The organism is Cernens ardua (genome assembly GCF_051251085.1).
GTDB classification, from domain to species: domain Bacteria; phylum Pseudomonadota; class Gammaproteobacteria; order Pseudomonadales; family Halomonadaceae; genus Cernens; species Cernens ardua.
Window position 1 is genome coordinate 504,191 of record NZ_JBPCZH010000002.1, and the last position, 18,955, is coordinate 523,145.

16 protein-coding genes are annotated in these 18,955 nt (G+C 49.3%); 10 read left to right on the top strand and 6 right to left on the bottom strand.

Annotated features, from left to right (window positions below; all coding sequences use genetic code 11):
- The first annotated feature begins 24 nt into the window (after positions 1-24).
- The 5 genes from LMG33818_RS06690 (at position 25) to LMG33818_RS06710 (ending at position 5,002) form a co-directional block, all read left to right on the top strand.
- Positions 25-1,476 carry a peptidylprolyl isomerase gene (locus LMG33818_RS06690; RefSeq protein WP_442322575.1) on the top strand — a complete coding sequence of 484 codons (1,452 nt, stop codon included), beginning with the start codon at positions 25-27 and terminating at the stop codon, positions 1,474-1,476.
- Positions 1,477-1,654: 178 nt separating this feature from the next.
- Entirely contained in the window at positions 1,655-2,488 is an 834-nt protein-coding gene (gene rsmA, locus LMG33818_RS06695; protein ID WP_442322576.1) for a 16S rRNA (adenine(1518)-N(6)/adenine(1519)-N(6))-dimethyltransferase RsmA, read from the top strand.
- Positions 2,489-2,660: 172 nt separating this feature from the next.
- Positions 2,661-3,482, top strand: coding sequence for a symmetrical bis(5'-nucleosyl)-tetraphosphatase (locus tag LMG33818_RS06700; protein WP_442322577.1), 822 nt, complete (start codon positions 2,661-2,663; stop codon positions 3,480-3,482).
- 33 nt (positions 3,483-3,515) lie between these two features.
- Entirely contained in the window at positions 3,516-3,836 is a 321-nt protein-coding gene (gene glpE, locus LMG33818_RS06705; RefSeq protein ID WP_442322578.1) for a thiosulfate sulfurtransferase GlpE, read from the top strand.
- Positions 3,833-5,002, top strand: a complete 1,170-nt coding sequence (locus tag LMG33818_RS06710) for a tRNA nucleotidyltransferase/poly(A) polymerase-related protein (RefSeq protein WP_442322579.1) — start codon at positions 3,833-3,835, stop codon at positions 5,000-5,002. Before glpE ends, LMG33818_RS06710 begins: the two co-directional genes overlap by 4 nt.
- Positions 5,003-5,066: 64 nt before the next feature.
- On the opposite strand, the gene folK is transcribed toward LMG33818_RS06710, so the two are convergent.
- The 3 genes from folK to tsaD form a co-directional block, all read right to left on the bottom strand.
- On the bottom strand, positions 5,067-5,591 hold the full coding sequence (gene folK / locus LMG33818_RS06715; protein WP_442322580.1) for a 2-amino-4-hydroxy-6-hydroxymethyldihydropteridine diphosphokinase: 525 nt from the start codon (positions 5,589-5,591) through the stop codon (positions 5,067-5,069).
- Positions 5,588-5,965: a dihydroneopterin aldolase gene (folB, locus tag LMG33818_RS06720; RefSeq protein ID WP_442322581.1), complete on the bottom strand. Its 378-nt coding sequence runs from the start codon at positions 5,963-5,965 to the stop codon at positions 5,588-5,590. The genes folK and folB overlap by 4 nt, the downstream gene beginning before the upstream one ends.
- Before the next feature lie 106 nt (positions 5,966-6,071).
- Positions 6,072-7,106 carry a tRNA (adenosine(37)-N6)-threonylcarbamoyltransferase complex transferase subunit TsaD gene (tsaD, locus tag LMG33818_RS06725; RefSeq protein ID WP_442322582.1) on the bottom strand — a complete coding sequence of 345 codons (1,035 nt, stop codon included), beginning with the start codon at positions 7,104-7,106 and terminating at the stop codon, positions 6,072-6,074.
- Between the two features lie 483 nt (positions 7,107-7,589).
- Between tsaD and rpsU the strand changes: the two genes are divergently transcribed.
- From rpsU to rpoD, 3 genes are all read left to right on the top strand, one after another.
- Positions 7,590-7,805, top strand: coding sequence for a 30S ribosomal protein S21 (rpsU, locus tag LMG33818_RS06730; RefSeq protein WP_442322583.1), 216 nt, complete (start codon positions 7,590-7,592; stop codon positions 7,803-7,805).
- 602 nt (positions 7,806-8,407) lie between these two features.
- Positions 8,408-10,261: a DNA primase gene (gene dnaG, locus LMG33818_RS06735; protein ID WP_442322584.1), complete on the top strand. Its 1,854-nt coding sequence runs from the start codon at positions 8,408-8,410 to the stop codon at positions 10,259-10,261.
- Positions 10,262-10,689: 428 nt separating this feature from the next.
- Entirely contained in the window at positions 10,690-12,552 is a 1,863-nt protein-coding gene (gene rpoD / locus LMG33818_RS06740; RefSeq protein WP_442322585.1) for an RNA polymerase sigma factor RpoD, read from the top strand.
- A gap of 111 nt (positions 12,553-12,663) precedes the next feature.
- On the opposite strand, the gene LMG33818_RS06745 is transcribed toward rpoD, so the two are convergent.
- Positions 12,664-13,590 carry a LysR substrate-binding domain-containing protein gene (locus LMG33818_RS06745; protein ID WP_442322586.1) on the bottom strand — a complete coding sequence of 309 codons (927 nt, stop codon included), beginning with the start codon at positions 13,588-13,590 and terminating at the stop codon, positions 12,664-12,666.
- Between the two features lie 151 nt (positions 13,591-13,741).
- Here LMG33818_RS06745 and LMG33818_RS06750 point away from each other — a divergent pair, with 151 nt between their 5' ends.
- A complete protein-coding gene (locus tag LMG33818_RS06750; RefSeq protein ID WP_442322587.1) occupies positions 13,742-15,118 on the top strand; it encodes an L-serine ammonia-lyase in 1,377 nt (458 codons plus the stop codon).
- Positions 15,119-15,275: 157 nt separating this feature from the next.
- Here LMG33818_RS06750 and LMG33818_RS06755 read toward each other — a convergent pair whose 3' ends face one another.
- Positions 15,276-15,908: a phosphoadenosine phosphosulfate reductase domain-containing protein gene (locus LMG33818_RS06755; protein ID WP_442322588.1), complete on the bottom strand. Its 633-nt coding sequence runs from the start codon at positions 15,906-15,908 to the stop codon at positions 15,276-15,278.
- A 156-nt stretch (positions 15,909-16,064) separates the two neighbouring features.
- The gene (gene pabB, locus LMG33818_RS06760) at positions 16,065-17,477 is read right to left on the bottom strand and encodes an aminodeoxychorismate synthase component I (RefSeq protein WP_442322589.1); all 1,413 of its coding nucleotides are present in this window, start codon (positions 17,475-17,477) and stop codon (positions 16,065-16,067) included.
- Positions 17,478-17,647: 170 nt separating this feature from the next.
- Between pabB and LMG33818_RS06765 the strand changes: the two genes are divergently transcribed.
- A complete protein-coding gene (locus LMG33818_RS06765) occupies positions 17,648-18,346 on the top strand; it encodes a GntR family transcriptional regulator (protein ID WP_442322590.1) in 699 nt (232 codons plus the stop codon).
- Positions 18,347-18,955: the final 609 nt, after the last annotated feature.

The following is an 18,955-nucleotide window of genomic DNA, read 5'->3' on the forward strand; positions in this document are numbered from 1 at the left end:
AATGCTTTATCTCAAGGTTCATATATGAAGAATGGTAACAAGGTCGCAGGATTTTATCGCTCGATAACCACGGGAGCGGCCTTTGCTCCATTGAGTCTGGTGTTGGCACTTGGCCTCGCTCCTTATGCTCAAGCCCAATCGGCAGCAGCAGATGACTCCAGTGCTGCGGATGCATCCTCGACGGCTCAGCCATTGGATACCATTGCGGCTGTCGTCAATAATGACGTTATCATGACCAGTGCACTGAATGCGCGAGTGCAGCAGGTGCGTCAGCAGATGGAAGGCAGTAATGTGTCCTCCATGCCCTCTGAAAATCAGCTGCGCCAGCAAGTGCTGGATCGCATGATTCTGGAAAAGATTCAGCTTCAGATGGCCCAGCGTGCTGGTTTATCTGTTGGGGATGATCAGCTTGATGCGGCCATTCAACAGGTGGCTCAGCGAGACCACATGACGGTTGCGCAATTCCGTCGGGCAGTGGAACAGCAGGGCATGTCCTATCAGGCAGTACGTGAGCAGATCCGCCGTGAAATTATCCTGTCTCAGGTTCAGCAAAGTAGTGTGGGATCGTTGGTCAGGGTCACCGATGCGGAAGTTGATCAGTTCATGGAAAATGCCAACCAACAGGCGGGCGTTCAGTTCCATGTAGCGCATATTCTGGTGCCACTCCCCAGTGATCCTTCCGATAGTCAGGTAGCGAAGGCGCGTCAGGAAATTCAGGCTATCCGTTCACAGGTTGTGAACCATAATGATTTTGAAGCTCTGGCGACCAAATCCGACAGTAACCCCAACGGTGTGCAGGGGTCGGATCTTGGCTGGCGTGCACAGAATGATCTGCCTACGCTGTTTACCAGTCAGGTGGCCAACATGAACGTGGGTGATGTCAGTCAGCCTATTCGCAGTGCCAGCGGTTTCCATCTTATCAAATTGATAGGGCGTCGTGGTGGACCTCAAGCCACTACTGTTGAGCAGTTCCGTGCACGCCATATCCTGATTGGTACTAACCCGATTCGTAATTCTCAGCAAGCCTATGAGCTCGCTCAAAATCTGCGTAATAAGCTTCAACATGGCGCAAGCTTCGCAGAACTGGCAAGCCAGTACAGCACGGATTATGGCTCTGCGCTTCAGGGTGGTGAACTGGGTTGGTTGAATGAAGGTGAAACGGTTCCTGCATTCAATCAGTATCTTGAAAAAGGCCCTGTAGGGCAGGTATCGCCGCCTATCCAGACACAATTTGGTTGGCACCTGATTGAGGTAGAAGGGCGTCGTCAGGAGAACGTAACGGTTCAGAGCGAACGTCAGCAGGCGCGTCAAATCATCTTTGAACACAAGGCCGAAGATGCTTTGCAGACATGGTTGCAGCAGATTCGCTCGCAGGCCTATGTAGATAACCGCCTCTACCCCAATGACAACGGTGTGAGTGCTATTAATGCCTCCATGGCGCCGCAGCAGAGTGGAAGTGCACAGGAAGGTCAATAAGATTTCCTTCACGGGGCAGGCGCATCGATGACATTCATCGGTCTGGCCTGCTATCAAATAACACCCGCTTTCACGGGTGTTATTTTTTTGTTGATTGATCATTGTTCATGGATCACTTTTTCAAGTGAATGTTTCAATCCATTAATGGTTTTGCATTCACTATCACGTGGAATCAAGCATGTCACAGGACACACATAACGCGGGTATTCTTCCAACGGGAGGGCATCGGGCCCGCAAACGTTTTGGCCAGAACTTTTTGAGAGACACGGGGGTGATCTCTCGTATTGTTCGCTCAATTCGCCCCAAAAGTGGGGACCATCTCGTGGAAATTGGACCCGGGCAGGGGGCTATTACGGAATTATTGCTTGAAGCCGTTGGTCGGCTGGATGCGATCGAGCTGGATCGCGATCTAGTACCCGGACTTCGCGCACAATTTTTCAATTATCCCGATTTCACTATTCATCAGGCCGATGCGCTGAAGTTCGATTTTGCCGCGCTGAAAGGTGATGGGCCTCAATTACGCGTAGTAGGGAATCTACCCTATAACATTTCAACCCCGCTGATTTTTCACCTGTTGTCGTATGAAGGTGTTATTCGTGACATGCACTTCATGCTCCAAAAGGAAGTTGTCGAGCGTTTGGCGGCACAGCCTGGTACAGGGCAATGGGGGCGGCTGTCAGTCATGGCACAGTATTATTGCTCGGTACAGGCCTTGTTTGTCGTTCCTCCTGAAGCATTCGTGCCCCGCCCCAAGGTGGATTCAATGATCGTGCGTCTCACGCCGCATGCCAGTTACGCTAACCCGGTAATGGATACCGGGGAAATGACGGCGCTGGTTCGTCAGGCCTTTTCGCAACGGCGCAAAACATTACGGAATACTCTGAAAGGATGGTTATCTGCCGATGAACTGTCTGCGCTATCCATAGAACCTTCTCGACGTCCCGAGACGGTAACCGTTGATGAGTTTGTACGCCTGACCAATTACTGGATTGAGCACAAAAAGGGGCGGTAGTCCTTTTGAATGACACATGATTGTCAGGTATGTGTCTAACAGTACCGTATCGAATTCCGATTGATCGAGTACCGTTGAATTAATATACAAGCATCGAAACCTGTTTTCAGACTTGCTACAGAATGAGTGCTTGATACATTTGTCACCTTTCCCTATCGAGCAGGAGGCCGTCATGTCGGTTTACGCAGTAGGAGACGTACACGGTTGTGCTGATGAACTGGAAGCACTGTTGAACAAGGTGGATTTTTCGCCGTCGAAAGATACGCTTTGGCTAGTGGGCGATCTTATTAACCGTGGGCCTCGATCACTGGAAGCCTTGCGTATTGCCAAACGAGTGGACGCGAAAATGGTGTTGGGCAACCATGATCTCTCCTTCTTAAGTATTGCTGCAGGTGCTCACAAGCCCGGTAAGCGAGATACGGTGGATGACATTTTGCAGGCGTCTGATCATGACGAACTGCTGGAATGGTTAAGGTATCGTCCCTTGTTCCTGCGTCATCCTGATATGCCATTTTGCATGGCACATGCAGGCCTCTTGCCGCAATGGTCATATGCGGATGCACAGCGTTATTCGGATGATTTTTCAGCCGTATTGAGAAGTGACCAGTGGACTGATTTGATGTCCAATCTTTTTGGTAATCGGCCTGACTACTTTGATGAAAAGTTGTCCGGTTGGGACAGGCTACGGGCCATCGCCAACGTATACACACGGATGCGCTTTATTGATGCAGAGGGGCATTTGGACTTTACGGCCAAGTTGGGGCCTGACAAAGCTCCGAAAGGTTACAGACCCTGGTTTCAGTATCCTCGTGAAAACGACAATCTCACGATCCTGTTCGGGCACTGGGCTGCGTTGATGGGAAGCACGCCCAAGGCTGCGATCAGGGTAGAAGGCCTGGATACAGGGTGTGCCTGGGGCGGGCGGCTTACCCTGCTTGATTTGAAGACACAGGAACGTATTAGTGTGCCGGCTATTAAATCGAATAGACATTGATGCCTCACGTATTATCGACTATTGGGAGATCACATGAATTTCACCCACTTGGATGCCTCCACGTTAAATCAATGGCTAGAGGAAAAAGCCTCTCTGGCGTTGGTCGATATTCGCGACCCGATGAGCTATGACTCGGGCCATATTACGGGAAGCACTCGGTTGGACAACGGTAATTTACCTGCATTCATTGCTGAAGGGGACAAAACTACACCTGTGGTAGTGGTGTGTTATCACGGTAATAGCAGTCAAGGGGCCGCAGCCTATTTGGCAGAGCAGGGCTTTGAAACGGTGTATAGCCTGGACGGTGGTTTTACCGAATGGCAAAACCGTTACCCTGATAGCGTCTCTTCATGAGTCCCACAAAAGATAAGGCAACACAGGGGCTGGATGTTTATCTGGTAGGCGGCGCCGTGCGTGATAAGCTGCTGGATTTCCCTTATCACGAACGTGATTGGGTGGTGGTAGGCGCGACCGAAGAGGCGCTTTTAAAGCGCGGGTTTCGTCGTGTAGGGCGTGACTTTCCGGTATTTCTTCATCCTGAAACCAATGAAGAGTATGCTTTGGCGCGTACTGAACGGAAGTTCGGCCGCGGGTATACCGGGTTTAAGGTGGATGCTTCTCCTGATGTTACGTTAAAGGAGGATCTCGAAAGGCGAGACCTCACTATTAATGCCATTGCTGAAAAGGAAGGGCAGTTAACCGACCCCTTTTATGGGCAACAGGATATCGAACAGCGACTACTACGCCATATCGGGCCGGCCTTTGTTGAAGACCCATTGCGTATTCTCCGTATTGGCCGTTTTCTTGCTCGGTACCAATCATTGGGATTTCAAGTAGCGCCTGAGACGCATCAACTTATTCGTTTAATGGCAGAGCAGGATGAACTGCGCGATCTGGCCGCTGAGCGTGTTTGGAAAGAGACTGAAAAAGCCCTGCTGGAAAAAACGCCCTCGGCTTTTTTCTCACTACTGGCAGTGGATGCCGCCCTTTTGCCCTGGTGGGCTGAATTTTCTGACAAGACATGGCTACATGAAGCCTTGGCACGTCTCGAACGTGCAGTTAAGGCCGGGATTACGTCTGTCGCACAGCGGTGGGCGCTGCTCGTCCTTGATTTGGATAATACAGCGCAGGTAGCACTGGACGAACGGTTGAAATTGCCCGTTGCCGTTCGTGATACGCGGCGGCTGATTCAGTTCACGTACGTTGCTTTGCAGGAGCTGTATGATTCTACGCCTGACCAGCAGTCTGAAGTGCTCATGACATGGTGTCAGCAGTGTGATGTCTGGCGCCGGCTTCAGCGCCTATATGAGTTGCAACCTGCGCTTGAGTTTCTGTTTCCTCATTACCCATGGAAGTTCTTGTTTTCGACTATCGAAGAGGCGGCTGCCATTTCTCCCAGAGCATGGGTAAAGGAAGGACTAAAAGGCCCTGAAATTGGTGCTCGATTGGCACATGAGCGAATTGAATGTTTTAAGCGTTATTTCCACTCTAACCCTGGGCCATACCTGCTGGAACAATAAAGTTCAAAGGCTCTCTTTTAAGGGGGGTAGATACGAGACGCCTGTACACGAATGGCATGTTTTTCTATAACGCCTTGTCATGCCAGAGGAATTCAATAGGCCACAGGCGTTGGTCCTTGTTCTGATAGGCCGCCCAAAGGCTCCGATAGCTCTGTTGTTTTATCGGATGTCGTCTTTCAGGGAAGGTTTCAGCCAGTGGTCTGAGGACAAACGCATTGGTGAGTATTTCTCCTCTGGGAAGCTCAACCCCGTCAATGATGCCGACCTGATCCCCTATTGTGAGTACATCGATATCAAGGCGACGCGGTCCATATTTCGGGTCCTCTGGTTTGCGCCCTGTTCGACGTTCTAGCGCTTTGGTCCAGCGTGAAATTTCACTTACGTCATGATCACTCTCGAATCCCACGACCAGATTGTAGAAATTGTGATGGCCTTTAAAGCCCACCGGTTCACTCTCGAATACCGAGGATATGGTGAGGGGACCAAAAGCACATTCCAGTTCATCGAGGGCCAGTGTGATGTAGGCATGTCGTTCAATATTACTGCCGAGTCCCAGTAACACGTATTGCCTTTTGCGCAGCATCATCATTGCGCAACATCCTGTTTCTGGAGGGCTGCACTGCGGTGAATGCGGACCCCAACAGCGCTCGCGGCCGGAACGGCCGTTGGTTTACGAAGCGTCAGCAGGACATCTTTCACATCAAACTCTTCGATCAAAAGTTCGGCAATACGTTCAGCATATGTTTCCACCAGCTCAAAGTGCTGGGCTTTGGCGTATTCTGCGATTCTGCCGGTGATGGCAGCATAATCAAGGGTAAGCGCAATATCATCCTTTTCAGCGGCGGCTTGAATATCACACCCGAGCTCAAGATCAAGACGTAGACGTTGGAGAATCTTTTTTTCCCAGTCATAAACGCCAATCACCGTTTCAAATTCAAAGCCTTCAATCAGAACATGATCCATGCCAAATATTTCCTGTTGCGCGCTGTGGAGTCGTCATTCATCTTTCAAATGAGTTTTTATACCCCTGCAGTTATTAGTGGAAGGGTACGCACTGGCTGAGTCTCTATTACGGTGCTGTGTTCAGCTGGGCCAGAGGCCAACGGGCAACCACTTTAGGGCCTTCAACGTCTTTTTCCCCCTGCTGGAGTCTGAGGGCTCCGGCCAGCGCTATCATTGCTCCATTATCGGTACAGAAACTGCCTCTTGGGTAGTATACCTGAGCACCCTTGATCTGCTTTTGCAGGGCTGGCTCCAAACGCTCACGCAAGCGCTGGTTCGCGCTGACTCCGCCTGCAACAACCAATCGAGTTCGGTTGGCCTGCAACAGGGCCCGACGACATTTAATCACCAGCGTATCGATGACGGCATCTTCGAAAGCACGTGCGACATCCGCTTTCGCCTGTTCATCCAATTCATCATTGGCTTTCAATGTTTGCAGGGTCGTCAATGTATGAGTTTTCAATCCTGAAAAACTGAAATCCAGCCCGGGACGGTCTGTCATTGGGCGCGGAAAGTGAAAGCGTTGCGGATTACCACGATTGGCCAGTGCGGAGACTGCGGGGCCACCGGGATAGCTTAGACCGAGCATTTTGGCGACTTTATCAAAGGCTTCACCGGCCGCATCATCTACAGATTCACCTAATAGCTGATAATGACCATGTTCGGCAACGTCTACCAACTGCGTGTGCCCCCCTGATACCAATAGTGCGACAAATGGAAATTCGGGGGGATGCTCTTCAAGCATGGGCGCCAGCAAGTGGCCTTCCATGTGGTGAACGCCCAGTACTGGAACGTTTAGAGAGTGGGCCAGCCCATGAGCTGTACATGCGCCTACCATAAGTGCACCCACCAAACCCGGCCCAGCGGTGTAGGCAATGGCATCAATATCTTCAAGCTGGAGTTCGGCCTGAGCCATGACTTTTCGAATGAGGGGAAGTAGTCGGCGTACATGATCGCGAGAAGCCAACTCAGGAACAACGCCACCAAACTCGGCATGCATGGCTATTTGGCTATAGAGAACATCGGCAAGTAAACCTTGTGAGGTATCGTACAAGGCCACACCGGTTTCATCGCAGGAAGTTTCAATGCCGAGTACGCGCATTCGTGTGAATCCCCTTGGGTATTGATGGACAAATGTAGGGTTGAGCAGGTTGAAGAGGCAACAGTAGGGTTGTTCACTCAGAGCTTATAAAGCATGCTCAGTCTGATTGGCCCCATATTTTATGCTTTTTGGTGCTCGACGTCTTGCCTCTTGTTAACTCAAATGGCTGAATCTTCTTTCTGTGAGCGTTTTTGGTTGCAATTTGAACTATCCCCTCCTAGAATAGACGCGCTTAATATTGGGCCGCACTCTGGGGCAAAGCATTTCTTCCAGATTTCTGCCGAAACACAGGTTGGCGCGTACGATTTGGACTGATTTTCAGTTTTCCTGGTACTTTTTAGCTTTGTGATTTTGGTTTGATTTGGTTTTGATTGGGTATTCCCATGCACCTGCATGTGGGGTTACTCGGCAGGCCGGAAGAGTCATGTGATCTCGGGGCGCGATTTCTTTTGAATCGACTTACCCTAAGGTGGTGATCGCTTAATGCCTTCTGTCAAAGTACGTGATAACGAGCCGTTCGACGTAGCACTGCGCCGCTTCAAGCGCTCTTGCGAAAAAGCTGGAATTCTTTCTGAAGTCCGTCGTCGTGAGCATTATGAAAAACCTACAACTGAACGCAAACGTAAGGCAGCAGCAGCTGTTAAACGTCATGCGAAGAAGTTGCAGCGCGAGCGTAAGCGCTTCGAACGTCTTTATTGATCACTTGATCAACGTACCCGAAACGGTTGCCCGCCGTTTCTAGAGGGTTTCGAACGGCCGCATTCTTGCGGCCGTTCGCGTCTCTGTAATTTGTGATGCCTGTTTTCAAAGGTGGTTATATCGCTACCATGTCAGATCGCTCTTAAGTGTGCTTTCATGGAGAGGGCTTCCACCTGTTGTAGAATCATGCCGCAATAAGCGTGTGGCTTCACTTGTTCGCTTTATATACCAATGTGCCCCAAGTGTGTCCCTCATGCAGAGTTGTTGCGCGGTATTGGCTAGGCCTAATGGCATTAATGAGCACTGACATTTATTGACACTGACATTTATTGATAAGACTGACGGTCATTGAGACATGCTGAATGTTATCGATAAATATTGAAAGTGGGATATCAATATCCAATATGCCAGTTCAATATCCAGCGCCTGATTCACTGGTGAGACCTCGTGATGTAAGTCTGCTTTGCAAGGTTCTCTTATAGAGCAGTGTCGCAGAGAATTTTACATGGCCCACACAGGCAAACTCATCATCCAGACTTTTTAGTGAGTAATGGGCAGCAGTAGTATCAACATTTGCCTCGGTTGTATAGTGGAGCGCCTTGATGGCCGGACCAATCTCCCAGCGGTTTATAGATGATCTCCTTGCAAGAGTCGATATTGCCGAGTTGATCGGAGAGAGGGTTACGCTTAAAAAATCCGGGCGTAATCTGTTGGGGCTATGCCCTTTTCATGATGAAAAGTCACCGTCATTCAATGTCAGTCGCGAGAAACAGTTTTATCACTGTTTTGGTTGCGGGGCATCAGGTAATGCTGTCCGTTTTCTGATGGAGTATGACCGTCTCAGTTTTCCTGAGGCTATTGAGCATCTGGCAGAGCGCCAAGGGCTTGAAGTTGAAAGGGACGAAGAAACGATTACCCCGGCGCAGAAAAAGCAGCGGGCCATCAAGCATCAGCAGCAAGAGCAGGGCGTTAATCTTCTGGAACTCTCGGCTCGCTGGTTTGTCGAACAACTGGCTCTGCCTCATGCTGAAGCGGCCCGTGTCTATCTTGGGCAACGTGGATTGGATGCTTCCATCATTGAGACATTCGGGATTGGTTATAGTCCTGACAGTTGGGACGCATTAAAGCACCATCTCGGGCAACACGGAGTAGCGACTTCCGTTCAGGTCGAGTACGGGTTGCAAAAAATGTCGAATGACAATCCCGATCGCACGTACGATCTTTTCCGGGATCGTGTCATGTTTCCAATTCGGGACTGGAAAGGTCGTACTATCGGTTTTGGTGGGCGTGTGTTGGGTGATGCAAAACCCAAATATTTGAACTCGCCCGAAACGCCGGTATTTCATAAGGGTCGCGAACTCTATGGGCTTTATGAAGCACGTCAGCAGAACAATCGACTCGATTCCCTGTTGATTGTTGAAGGTTATATGGATGTTGTCGCTTTGGCACAGAGCGGTATTCATCACGCAGTGGCTACGTTGGGCACGGCCATTACGCCTGAGCACCTGCAACGTATCTTCAGGCTGGTTGATGAAGTTGTCTTCTGCTTCGATGGCGATTCGGCAGGAAAGCGCGCAGCCCAAAAGGCGTTGGATACCGCGCTGCCCTCCATGATTGATGGGCGTCAGGCACGTTTTCTGTTTTTACCCGAAACGGATGATCCTGACTCATTGGTACGGCGTGAGGGAAGAGACGCCTTTGTAGCCCGTGTTGAAAATGCGAGTCCGTTGTCTGAATTCATCTTCGATCTGGCACGTGAAGGTGTTGACCTGAAGCAGGTCGAAGGACGCGAGCGTTTTGTGACGCAAGTGTTGGGGCGTATTCGGCATGTGCCGGAAGGGGTGTTGCGCTCCCTGTTGATGGCTGAGCTGGCACAACGCAGTGGCATTGATGCTCAGGAGCTGCATACATTGCTTCTGGAAGGTCAGCATACACGGCCCTATGAACGGAATATGGCCGTGGAGGCCCCTCATTCGGGGAGTTCATCGGGCAAGGAGTGGGAACAAGGTGGCGTTTCGTCATCGTCCAGGAAGCGCACGGAGTCGAGAACCTCACTTTGTACCCGCATGCTTCATATGCTGTTGCATTCGCCGGAACTGGTGTCAGTGTTTTCCGATGATGTCTCATGGGTGCCTGCCAGTGATGATGGCCCTTTGCTCGTTAGCGTTATTCGCTTGTTAAGAGCAGGTCGCACCAAGAGCACGCAGTTAGTGCTGGCACGCTTTCATGATACACCTGAAGGTATGCGTTTGCTGGCGTTGGCGCGTAAGCCGCCCATGATACCAGTCGATGCTCGTGAGGCTGAAATGAATGACTATATTCATTTCTTGAAACGTCAGCATGAACGCTTGTCGCCGGAGGAAGAATATCATCGGCTGCTGGCGCAAAGTAAACGTGGAGAACTCGAGCCTGCGCAAAAGCAGCGATTGCTTCAGTTGATTATGGCGCTTCAATAAGGTGGTATTCACGATATCAAATTATTGCGTTGCAAAGAGGCACACCCGCACCCAAGGGTGTGATAGTGAGTTAAAACAAGTGATTTTCAGGTATGTCAGTGGCAGTCTGCGCAGACACGTCTATACCAGAAAGTCTTATAGGGATGGGGTTGGCTTGTAGAATTAATTGTGTATCAGTCTTGAAATTCACATGTCGGCTCCCCATATAGAAAACACTACAGGAACCATGATTACGATGTAGCCAGATAGTTTTAGCTATGCCTCGTTGTGTATCTTTTTTCCAGAAGAGTTTATCGCAGCTTTTTCTGGAGTGTCTGGTTTTTAGGCTATAATTGTAATTATTACTTTTTTCATCGGCCCTTGGCTTTACACGGAATACTCTGTGGGTCATTGCGTCGTTCAATATCTAATCGTCGAGACAGGTTTTTATGGCTGGACATTCACCGCAGTCGCGTCTTAAGGAATTGATCGCGCGGGGAAAGGAGCAGGGCTTCCTTACCTACGCCGAGGTCAATGACCATTTGCCGGAAGACATCGCAGATCCGGATCAGGTTGAAGACATTATCAGCATGTTTAATGACATGGGTATTAATGTCGTTGAAGAAGCGCCTGATGCGGATGAACTGATGATGTCCGACAGTTCTACTGATGAAAGTGCTGCGGAAGAGGCTGTGGCAGCACTCGCAGCAGTGGAAACTGATGTTGGGCGTACTACCGATCCGGTTCGCATGTACATGCGCGAGATGGGTACTGTTGAACTGCTTACACGCGAAGGCGAGATCGAAATTGCCAAGCGTATAGAAGAAGGTACCCGTGAAGTCATGTCAGCGCTGGCGTACCTGCCGGGAGCTGTAGACTCTATCCTGACCGCCTATGATGACACTCAGGGAGAGGAAGGTGGTCGCCTTTCGGATCTGTTTAGTGGCTTTATAGATCCCGATGAAGGCGTGCCGGGTGTTGCTGAAGTTGATGAAGAGATCGATTTGTCGCCTGAAGAGTCTGACGTTGTTGATGATGTTGAAGATGAAGACGACGATGATGACGAGGACGGCGACGACGATACCAACACCAATGAGGGCGGTCCGGATCCTGAACTGGCGCGTGTTCGTTTCGAACAGATTCGCGAGCAAAATGACAAGGTAAAAGAGCTGATTGCCCAGCATGGTCATGGTAATGCCAAGGTGGTCATTCAACAGGAACGTCTGGCTGAATTGTTTGCCCCCATCAAGCTGGTACCCAAGCATTTTGACCGCCTGATTTTGCATATTCGTTTGTCCATCGAACAGATCAGGGCACATGAACGCCAAATCATGCAAACCTGCGTAAAACAGGCCAAAGTACCGCGTAAAACCTTTATCGCTTCCTTCCCGAATCACGAAAGTGATCCCGAATGGTTCGATGGTTTTGTCGCCAAGTATCCCAAGTATGCAGAAGCATTGGCACCGTTCCGTGATGAAATTCTGCGTTCACAGCGCCGTATCGCGGAAGAACAGGCTGAGGTTCAGCTATCTGTATCCGAGATCAAGGAAGTCAATCGTCGCCTTTCCATCGGTGAAGCCAAGGCGCGCCGTGCCAAGAAGGAGATGGTCGAAGCTAACCTGCGTTTGGTTATTTCCATTGCCAAGAAGTACACCAATCGCGGTTTGCAATTCCTTGACCTTATTCAGGAAGGTAACATCGGCTTGATGAAGGCGGTCGACAAGTTCGAATATCGCCGTGGTTATAAATTCTCTACCTATGCAACCTGGTGGATTCGTCAGGCCATTACGCGTTCTATTGCAGACCAGGCGCGTACTATTCGTATTCCGGTTCACATGATCGAGACGATCAACAAGCTCAATCGTGTTTCTCGGCAGATGCTTCAGGAGATGGGACGTGAGCCCACTCCCGAAGAATTGGGCGAACGCCTGGAAATGCCTGAAGACAAGGTTCGTAAGGTATTGAAAATTGCCAAAGAGCCGATTTCGATGGAAACGCCGGTAGGCGATGACGACGATTCGCATATGGGAGATTTCATCAAGGACGATGCGATGATTTCGCCTATCGATTCTGCAACTGGGGAAGGGTTGATTGAAACGACACGCAACGTGCTGGGTGGTTTGACAGCGCGTGAGGCAAAAGTGCTCAGAATGCGTTTTGGTATCGATATGAACACCGACCATACCCTTGAGGAAGTGGGTAAACAATTTGATGTTACCCGCGAGCGTATTCGCCAGATCGAAGCCAAGGCTCTGCGCAAGTTACGTCATCCTTCACGTTCTGAAGCATTGCGTTCTTTCATGGATGAGTAATATCAACGACCCCATGAATGGATGTAAATGACTTATATATGACCCGGTCTTTTGGCCGGGTTTTTTTATGCCTGATTTTTTATTGAACTCGTTTTCCTGCATGCATATATGTCAGTCGTCCAGCGAACTATCGCGTTGCGCTTCCTCCAATAGCCAATCATGAACAGCACGTATACGAGGGTCATCCAAAGCGCCCGCTGAATGGACAATCACATACCGTTTCCCTGTTGAGATGGTATTGCGCAAGGGCGCTATGAGCTGCCCAGAGGCCAGTTCATCAGAAATAAGCGTTCTACGGGCAATTGCAATCCCCATACCTGCCATGGCAGCCGCCATGGTCAGGCTATTTCGATTGAAGGTATAACCCCTGGCAACATCCAGGCCAGTTTCCCCCGTGGCTTTCAGGTAAAACTCCCACTCTGCATACTCACCGCTGCCGCGCCAGGCGGTCACATCATGTAAAAGAGGATAGTGATTCAAATGCTTGATCTGGTGAAGAGACGGACGTCCCTTTAAAAGCGAGGGAGCACATACCGGGAAAATTTTCTCTTCAAAAAGTTCTGTTGTGCGCATCCCGGGATAGTTTCCATCATTGAGGTCCAACGCCAAATCAAAATCGTGTTCTTTCAGGGGGTGGTCACTATCTTCGGCTCTCAAATGCAGTGAAATATCCGGGAACCGGGCTTTTAGCCTTGGAAGGCGCGGCATCAACCACTTGGATAAGAAGGAGGGGACAGAACGGAGCCTGAGCTCCCCGCTCATTAACCCCTGGGAGAGCCTTTGAACTTCGGTGCTGACATCACGATAAGCACTCTGTACCGTAGCCGCCAGGCGAGCACCTTCGGGTGTCAGCTCCAAACGCCGTGTATGACGCCGGAAAAGTTTGAAACCCAGTCGTTCTTCCAGTTGCTTGATTTGCTGGCTGATCGCTCCGGTTGTCACATTCAACCGAATGGCTGTTTTTGTAAATGATAGCTCCTCCGCAGCGACCTCGAAAACATGCAGTCCTGCAAATGTTATCGTGTTCAGTCCTGACATTAATTTCTCTCATGATTTAGTTTTTCTAAACTATAGCTTAGAAAGTATCCATTGTGGAGAGCTTTCAACCCAAGCATTCTCCTATCTATAGAAGCTGATATTTTTATGTATTAGCCACTCTAATGATAAATATCATGTTGGGGAGCAAATCATGTCGATTAGTGTATTTGAACTATTCAATATAGGCGTAGGGCCGTCCAGCTCTCACACTGTGGGTCCAATGCGTGCTGCTCACCGGTTTGTTGATGAGTTGTGCCAGTTTGCTCCTCTGGATGATGTTGTTCGCGTTGAAATATACTTGCATGGTTCACTTGCGGCTACCGGGGCTGGGCATGCCACAGACCGTGCAACACTGATGGGATTAATGGGTAAATCGCCTGAATCCATTAATCCACAATTGATTGAGCCTTTTATTGAAGAAATCATTGAATCTCAAACGCTACGACTTGGCGACAAGCACATTATTTCGTTTGTTTGGGAGCGCGATCTTCACTGGGATATGGAACCGCTACCATTCCATCCCAACGCTATGACACTCTCTGCCTGCTATCGCCACAGGCGCCAATACAGTGCAACCTATTATTCTATTGGTGGCGGTTTTATTTTGACGACCGATGAAGTAAACCAGCAGGAAGACAATCTCGCGCTGAAGTCACTACCCATTCCTTTTACTACTGCACGTCAGTTATTGGATCAATGCCGACAGAATCACATGAGCATTGCTGAAGTGATGATGCGTAACGAGTGTTCCTGGCGTACGGAAAGAGAGGTGCGCTCATCCTTGTTGTCGATCTGGAAAGTGATGCAATCATGCATTGAGAGTGGGCTGCAACAAGAAGGAATATTGCCGGGAGGCTTGAATGTCAAGCGTCGCGCCCCCGAGCTTTTCCGACGCCTGAATGATCCTGCACGCCACAATTTGATTACTACTACGTTCACGGGTATGGAATGGGTGAATTTGTTTGCGCTGGCCGTGAATGAGGAGAATGCCGCCGGTGGTCGTATGGTGACGGCACCCACCAATGGTGCTGCGGGTATTATTCCAGCGGTGTTGAATTATTATATTAAATTCCAGGGGAATACCGATGATAACGCTATAGTCGACTTCCTTCTCACTGCTGGCGCTGTAGGTATTCTGTGTAAGTTGAATGCATCCATCTCTGGCGCGGAGGTCGGGTGTCAGGGGGAGGTCGGTGTGGCCTGTGCCATGGCAGCCGCGGGGCTGGCTCAGATACTGGGCGGTAGTCCTGAACAAGTTGAAAATGCGGCCGAAATCGGGTTAGAGCATAACCTTGGATTAACGTGTGACCCTATCGGTGGGCTTGTGCAAATTCCCTGCATTGAGCGCAATGCCATCGCTTCAGTGAAGGCGATCAACGCTGCCCAATTTGCCTTGGGAGGGGATGGTGAACATCATGTCTCACTGGATCGCGTCATTCGCACGATGCGTGAGACCGGGCATGACATGCAAAGCAAGTATAAGGAGACGTCTCAGGGTGGGTTGGCCGTCAGTATGATTGAGTGTTAATCGGCCTGGAATGCAAACGTCGTAACCTGAATGGACACGTCATAAAGAGTGGCGATTACACGCTATAATCGCCACATTAGCGCTGCTGAATAGGGAGCACATTTTAATGTGCAGTATATTCAGCCGGACCCCATATCCGTACAGATGTTCTGGAGTCTCAGTGTTGCAGATGAAGGCCGCATTCACGGTTCGCTTCCCCTTTGGTAGGGTCAACGTAATCAAACTCGTTGGGCAGATCGTGACGGGTCAGATAGTCATACAGATCCTTGGGCGTCCAATAGAGAAGAGGGGCCACCTTGATCAATCCATCAGGATTACGACTCACGGGCTCCATTTCTGCACGCACGGCACTATCGGTTGCACGCAGCGCTGTTAACCAGACATCCGGGTCCATCTCTTTCAAGGCCCGTGCAAAAGGTTCCAGCTTCACTTCTTCCGTGAAGGCTTCGTGACGTGGGTCATCCAGCGTTGGCGTTGCTCCCTCGATGGCTTCACGGTGAGCACGTGACCGCTTGGGCAAATAGGTAATCAGGTTCAGGTCAAGCTTTTTGCGTAGTTCTTCCACATAACGATAGGTGGCTTCGGTGTTGTAGCCGTTATCCATCCAGACAATGGGGATGTCGGGCTGGACTTGCGTTACCATATGAAGAATAACTGCTTCAAAAGGGCGAAAATTGGTTGTGCAGATGGCTTTTTTGCCAAGGGATAATGCCCATTTGACCAATCCTTCAGCATCATGGCCCAGCTTTTCGTTGATCACTTGGATATCGATGGGATGTTCGGTCGACATATTCGGAACTCCTGTAGGCATTAAGCCACAAACATAATGGCCTCTACATTACCAAATATTGTAGAGCGCGGGTAATAGCCTTTTTCTGAAAATTGGAAAAAGTCTTTGCCGTTTATTTCGATCCAGGTGCGAAAATTTATCACTGGTAAGTGACTATTAGCATGCGTTCGATTCCAGAGCAGCCATCAACCGTTTGATTTTGATAATGCTCTCTTCGTATTCTTCTGCCTCAATGGAGTCACTGACTATACCACCGCCGCCCCAAATCCGGATGTTGTTATTGGTTATCACCGCTGTCCGTATGGTGATAGAGGTATCCATGTTTCCACGGTAATCAATATAGCCGATGCTGCCACAATAATAGGATCGGCCACATGCTTCTATTTCGTCGATGATTTCCATGGCACGATGTTTGGGCGCGCCCGTTATAGAGCCGCCCGGTAATGAGGCGGCCAGCAAATCGTGTGTATCCTGCCCAGCGGCAAGATGCCCTTCAATAGTGCTTACCAAGTGATGTACGTTTGCGTATGCAATACGCTTGGCCAATTGTGCGACCCGTATACTTCCGAGGGAAGCCACACGCCCAATATCGTTTCTCAGCAAGTCCACAATCATCACATTTTCAGCAAGATCCTTACGGCTGTTTTCCAGCTCTCTTGCGTAATAACTATCTTCTTCGGGCGTATGGCCGCGTGGTCGGGTACCCTTGATGGGTTGAGTTATGATATTTCCCTGATTGACACTGATAAAACGTTCGGGTGAGACAGACAATAAATGAAATGGTGCTATGCCGCCCGTGTTTAAATAAGCACTGAATGGTGAAAGGGTGGCTTGTCTTAGACGATGGTAAGCATGCCATTCAGAGCCAGCATAAGTTGCGGAGAATGCCTGCGTTAAATTTACTTGGTAACAATCACCTGCAGTGATATAGCTTTTTATTTTTTTAAAGGCTTCATGATAAGCATTGCGGGGCATAACGGGTGAAAAAGCTGAAGTCAGTCTGAATGGTTCAATATCATTACCGTTATTTGGCTTAACATTAAACAAAGAAATTATATGCCCAAGCTGCGTTTCATCGGCAATAATATAGCTAACCTGTTTCGCATGATCCTGCACTAATACCCATGTATACAGTCCTATCCAGCAAGTAGGGAGCATATCGAAGCTATCTGTAGATCCATCGCTGGCTGGGAGTCCCTCCAGAAAGCGGCCGGAATTGTAACTCCAGGCACCTATCAACCCACAATTGAAGGGAATGTCTTCAGGTACATTTGAATTTTCATCAATGTGAAGCCGGTCCAGTAATTGTCGCTGTGCTTCGATGATTGATCCTGTCAACTCTGGATGTTGCGGGGAAAAAGCTTTCCCCTGTTGATTGGTGATAAGCGTCGCGATGGGGAGGGCGCTCATGAAATCGAAACGCCCGGCTTCAGGGGAGGGAGTACCGCTATCCAGAAGAATAGCCCCTTCTGATCCGTGGATTTGGGTAAAGTAGTGGATGGGATCAGGTTGGTATTTCACCGGATGAGCCTTGAGCGTCAAATGGTAATGTTCAGGAGTCGTAGGCATTGTCATTCATCCGGGCAAAAATTCAGACACAGTGTTGAGCTGATCAAGTAAAAAGCGCTATTGATTTACCGGTTGGAAAAATCAATAAGGCGAATAAATTGCAGCAAGTGTAACGCGCTAGTATAAGAACCCGTAGGTTATAGACAAATATAGAATGAAAGGATTCTTCAATGTTGAAGGCTTCATCTGAAAGTCAGGAAGTGCGAACCTTGGCCGAGAAGGTCTTTCAGCAATTGCAAGAGGCTATCGTCAGAGGAGAAATACCTTCTGGTAGCAAAATCACTGAGCCTGGTTTGGCCGAAGCTTATGGTATTTCACGCGGGCCATTGCGTGAAGCAATGCGCCGCCTGGAAACCTATCGGCTTATTGAACGTGAGCCACATGTGGGAGCTCGCGTAGTCCAATTAAGTATGAATGAATTGTTAGAGCTTTTCGATCTTCGAGAGGCGATGGAAAGCATGGCAGCCCGGTTGGCGGCACGTTACATGACGCAGGATGAAGTGAGTAACCTCAAGAGTGTTTTGAGTCAACACGACAAGCAGCAAGACATACCCTCACAGGAAGCTTATTTTCAGCGTCAGGGGGACATGGACTTTCACTATTTGATTGCGCACGGTAGTCACAATCGAATGTTGGTACGGCTCCTGTGTGATGATCTTTATTACCTGGTTCGCCTTTACAGAACTCAATTCAGCTCGAAGGGAGATCGTTTCCGCCGAGCCTATATGGAACACCAGCGTATTACTGAAGCGATCGAAGCAGGGGATGAAGAGCTCGCTGAACTTTTGATGAAGCGCCATATAGTGGCTTCACGCAAAGCAATCACTGAACAGTATTCGAACGCGCTTTCAGCGAAGGATGTGTTGTAACTTAAATCAAAAAGCCAGTTTATACATGAAGACCACATCACCTTTCCAATGAATCCTTTTTTAATTAAGTGACAGTCCTCTCTTTTTTTAAGTTATTGTCATTTTCCCCTTGCAATCCCCCTCCTTAATCAGTAAAGTATGCCACCGCTGCAGAGGCAAGGCCTGGCAGCGGTTGAGTAAGTAACGAAGTTGAGTTTAATTTAATCAATTGATTTTGCTTTGTTTTTTACGGTTGGCGGTTCGCTGTTTGGTTTTCAGTTAACGAAAACGGAAACGAAAAAACAGTTGACAAATCAGCGCCAATCAGTAGAATACTCATCCACTCGAACGGGGCGGTGTTCACACCCTCTCATTCGAAAGCTCTTTAACAAGTCGATCAGGCAATTTGTGTGGGCGCTCGTTTCGATTCAGACAGCAATGTCATGGATGCTGAGCTTCACTTGTGAAGCGAACAGATCCTTAAAAGATATCGAGATAGAGTGTCACCGAAAATTCATGAAGAATTGAAGTGTCACGTTAATTCTCGAGCCGGTTTTAGCTGTTACCTATAACAGCAAAGCAAGTTTAAACTGAAGAGTTTGATCATGGCTCAGATTGAACGCTGGCGGC

What these genes read in the sequence shown, in the direction of transcription:
- LMG33818_RS06755 (WP_442322588.1), bottom strand. Translation starts at nt 15,908, where the DNA reads ATGTCGACCGAACATCCCATCGATATCCAAGTGATCAACGAAAAGCTG.
- LMG33818_RS06700 (WP_442322577.1), top strand. Translation starts at nt 2,661, where the DNA reads ATGTCGGTTTACGCAGTAGGAGACGTACACGGTTGTGCTGATGAACTG.
- rpsU (WP_442322583.1), top strand. Translation starts at nt 7,590, where the DNA reads ATGCCTTCTGTCAAAGTACGTGATAACGAGCCGTTCGACGTAGCACTG.
- LMG33818_RS06765 (WP_442322590.1), top strand. Translation starts at nt 17,648, where the DNA reads ATGTTGAAGGCTTCATCTGAAAGTCAGGAAGTGCGAACCTTGGCCGAG.
- pabB (WP_442322589.1), bottom strand. Translation starts at nt 17,477, where the DNA reads ATGCCTACGACTCCTGAACATTACCATTTGACGCTCAAGGCTCATCCG.
- LMG33818_RS06750 (WP_442322587.1), top strand. Translation starts at nt 13,742, where the DNA reads ATGTCGATTAGTGTATTTGAACTATTCAATATAGGCGTAGGGCCGTCC.
- tsaD (WP_442322582.1), bottom strand. Translation starts at nt 7,106, where the DNA reads ATGCGCGTACTCGGCATTGAAACTTCCTGCGATGAAACCGGTGTGGCC.
- rsmA (WP_442322576.1), top strand. Translation starts at nt 1,655, where the DNA reads ATGTCACAGGACACACATAACGCGGGTATTCTTCCAACGGGAGGGCAT.
- folK (WP_442322580.1), bottom strand. Translation starts at nt 5,591, where the DNA reads ATGATGATGCTGCGCAAAAGGCAATACGTGTTACTGGGACTCGGCAGT.
- LMG33818_RS06690 (WP_442322575.1), top strand. Translation starts at nt 25, where the DNA reads ATGAAGAATGGTAACAAGGTCGCAGGATTTTATCGCTCGATAACCACG.
- dnaG (WP_442322584.1), top strand. Translation starts at nt 8,408, where the DNA reads ATGGCCGGACCAATCTCCCAGCGGTTTATAGATGATCTCCTTGCAAGA.
- rpoD (WP_442322585.1), top strand. Translation starts at nt 10,690, where the DNA reads ATGGCTGGACATTCACCGCAGTCGCGTCTTAAGGAATTGATCGCGCGG.
- LMG33818_RS06745 (WP_442322586.1), bottom strand. Translation starts at nt 13,590, where the DNA reads ATGTCAGGACTGAACACGATAACATTTGCAGGACTGCATGTTTTCGAG.
- LMG33818_RS06710 (WP_442322579.1), top strand. Translation starts at nt 3,833, where the DNA reads ATGAGTCCCACAAAAGATAAGGCAACACAGGGGCTGGATGTTTATCTG.
- glpE (WP_442322578.1), top strand. Translation starts at nt 3,516, where the DNA reads ATGAATTTCACCCACTTGGATGCCTCCACGTTAAATCAATGGCTAGAG.
- folB (WP_442322581.1), bottom strand. Translation starts at nt 5,965, where the DNA reads ATGGATCATGTTCTGATTGAAGGCTTTGAATTTGAAACGGTGATTGGC.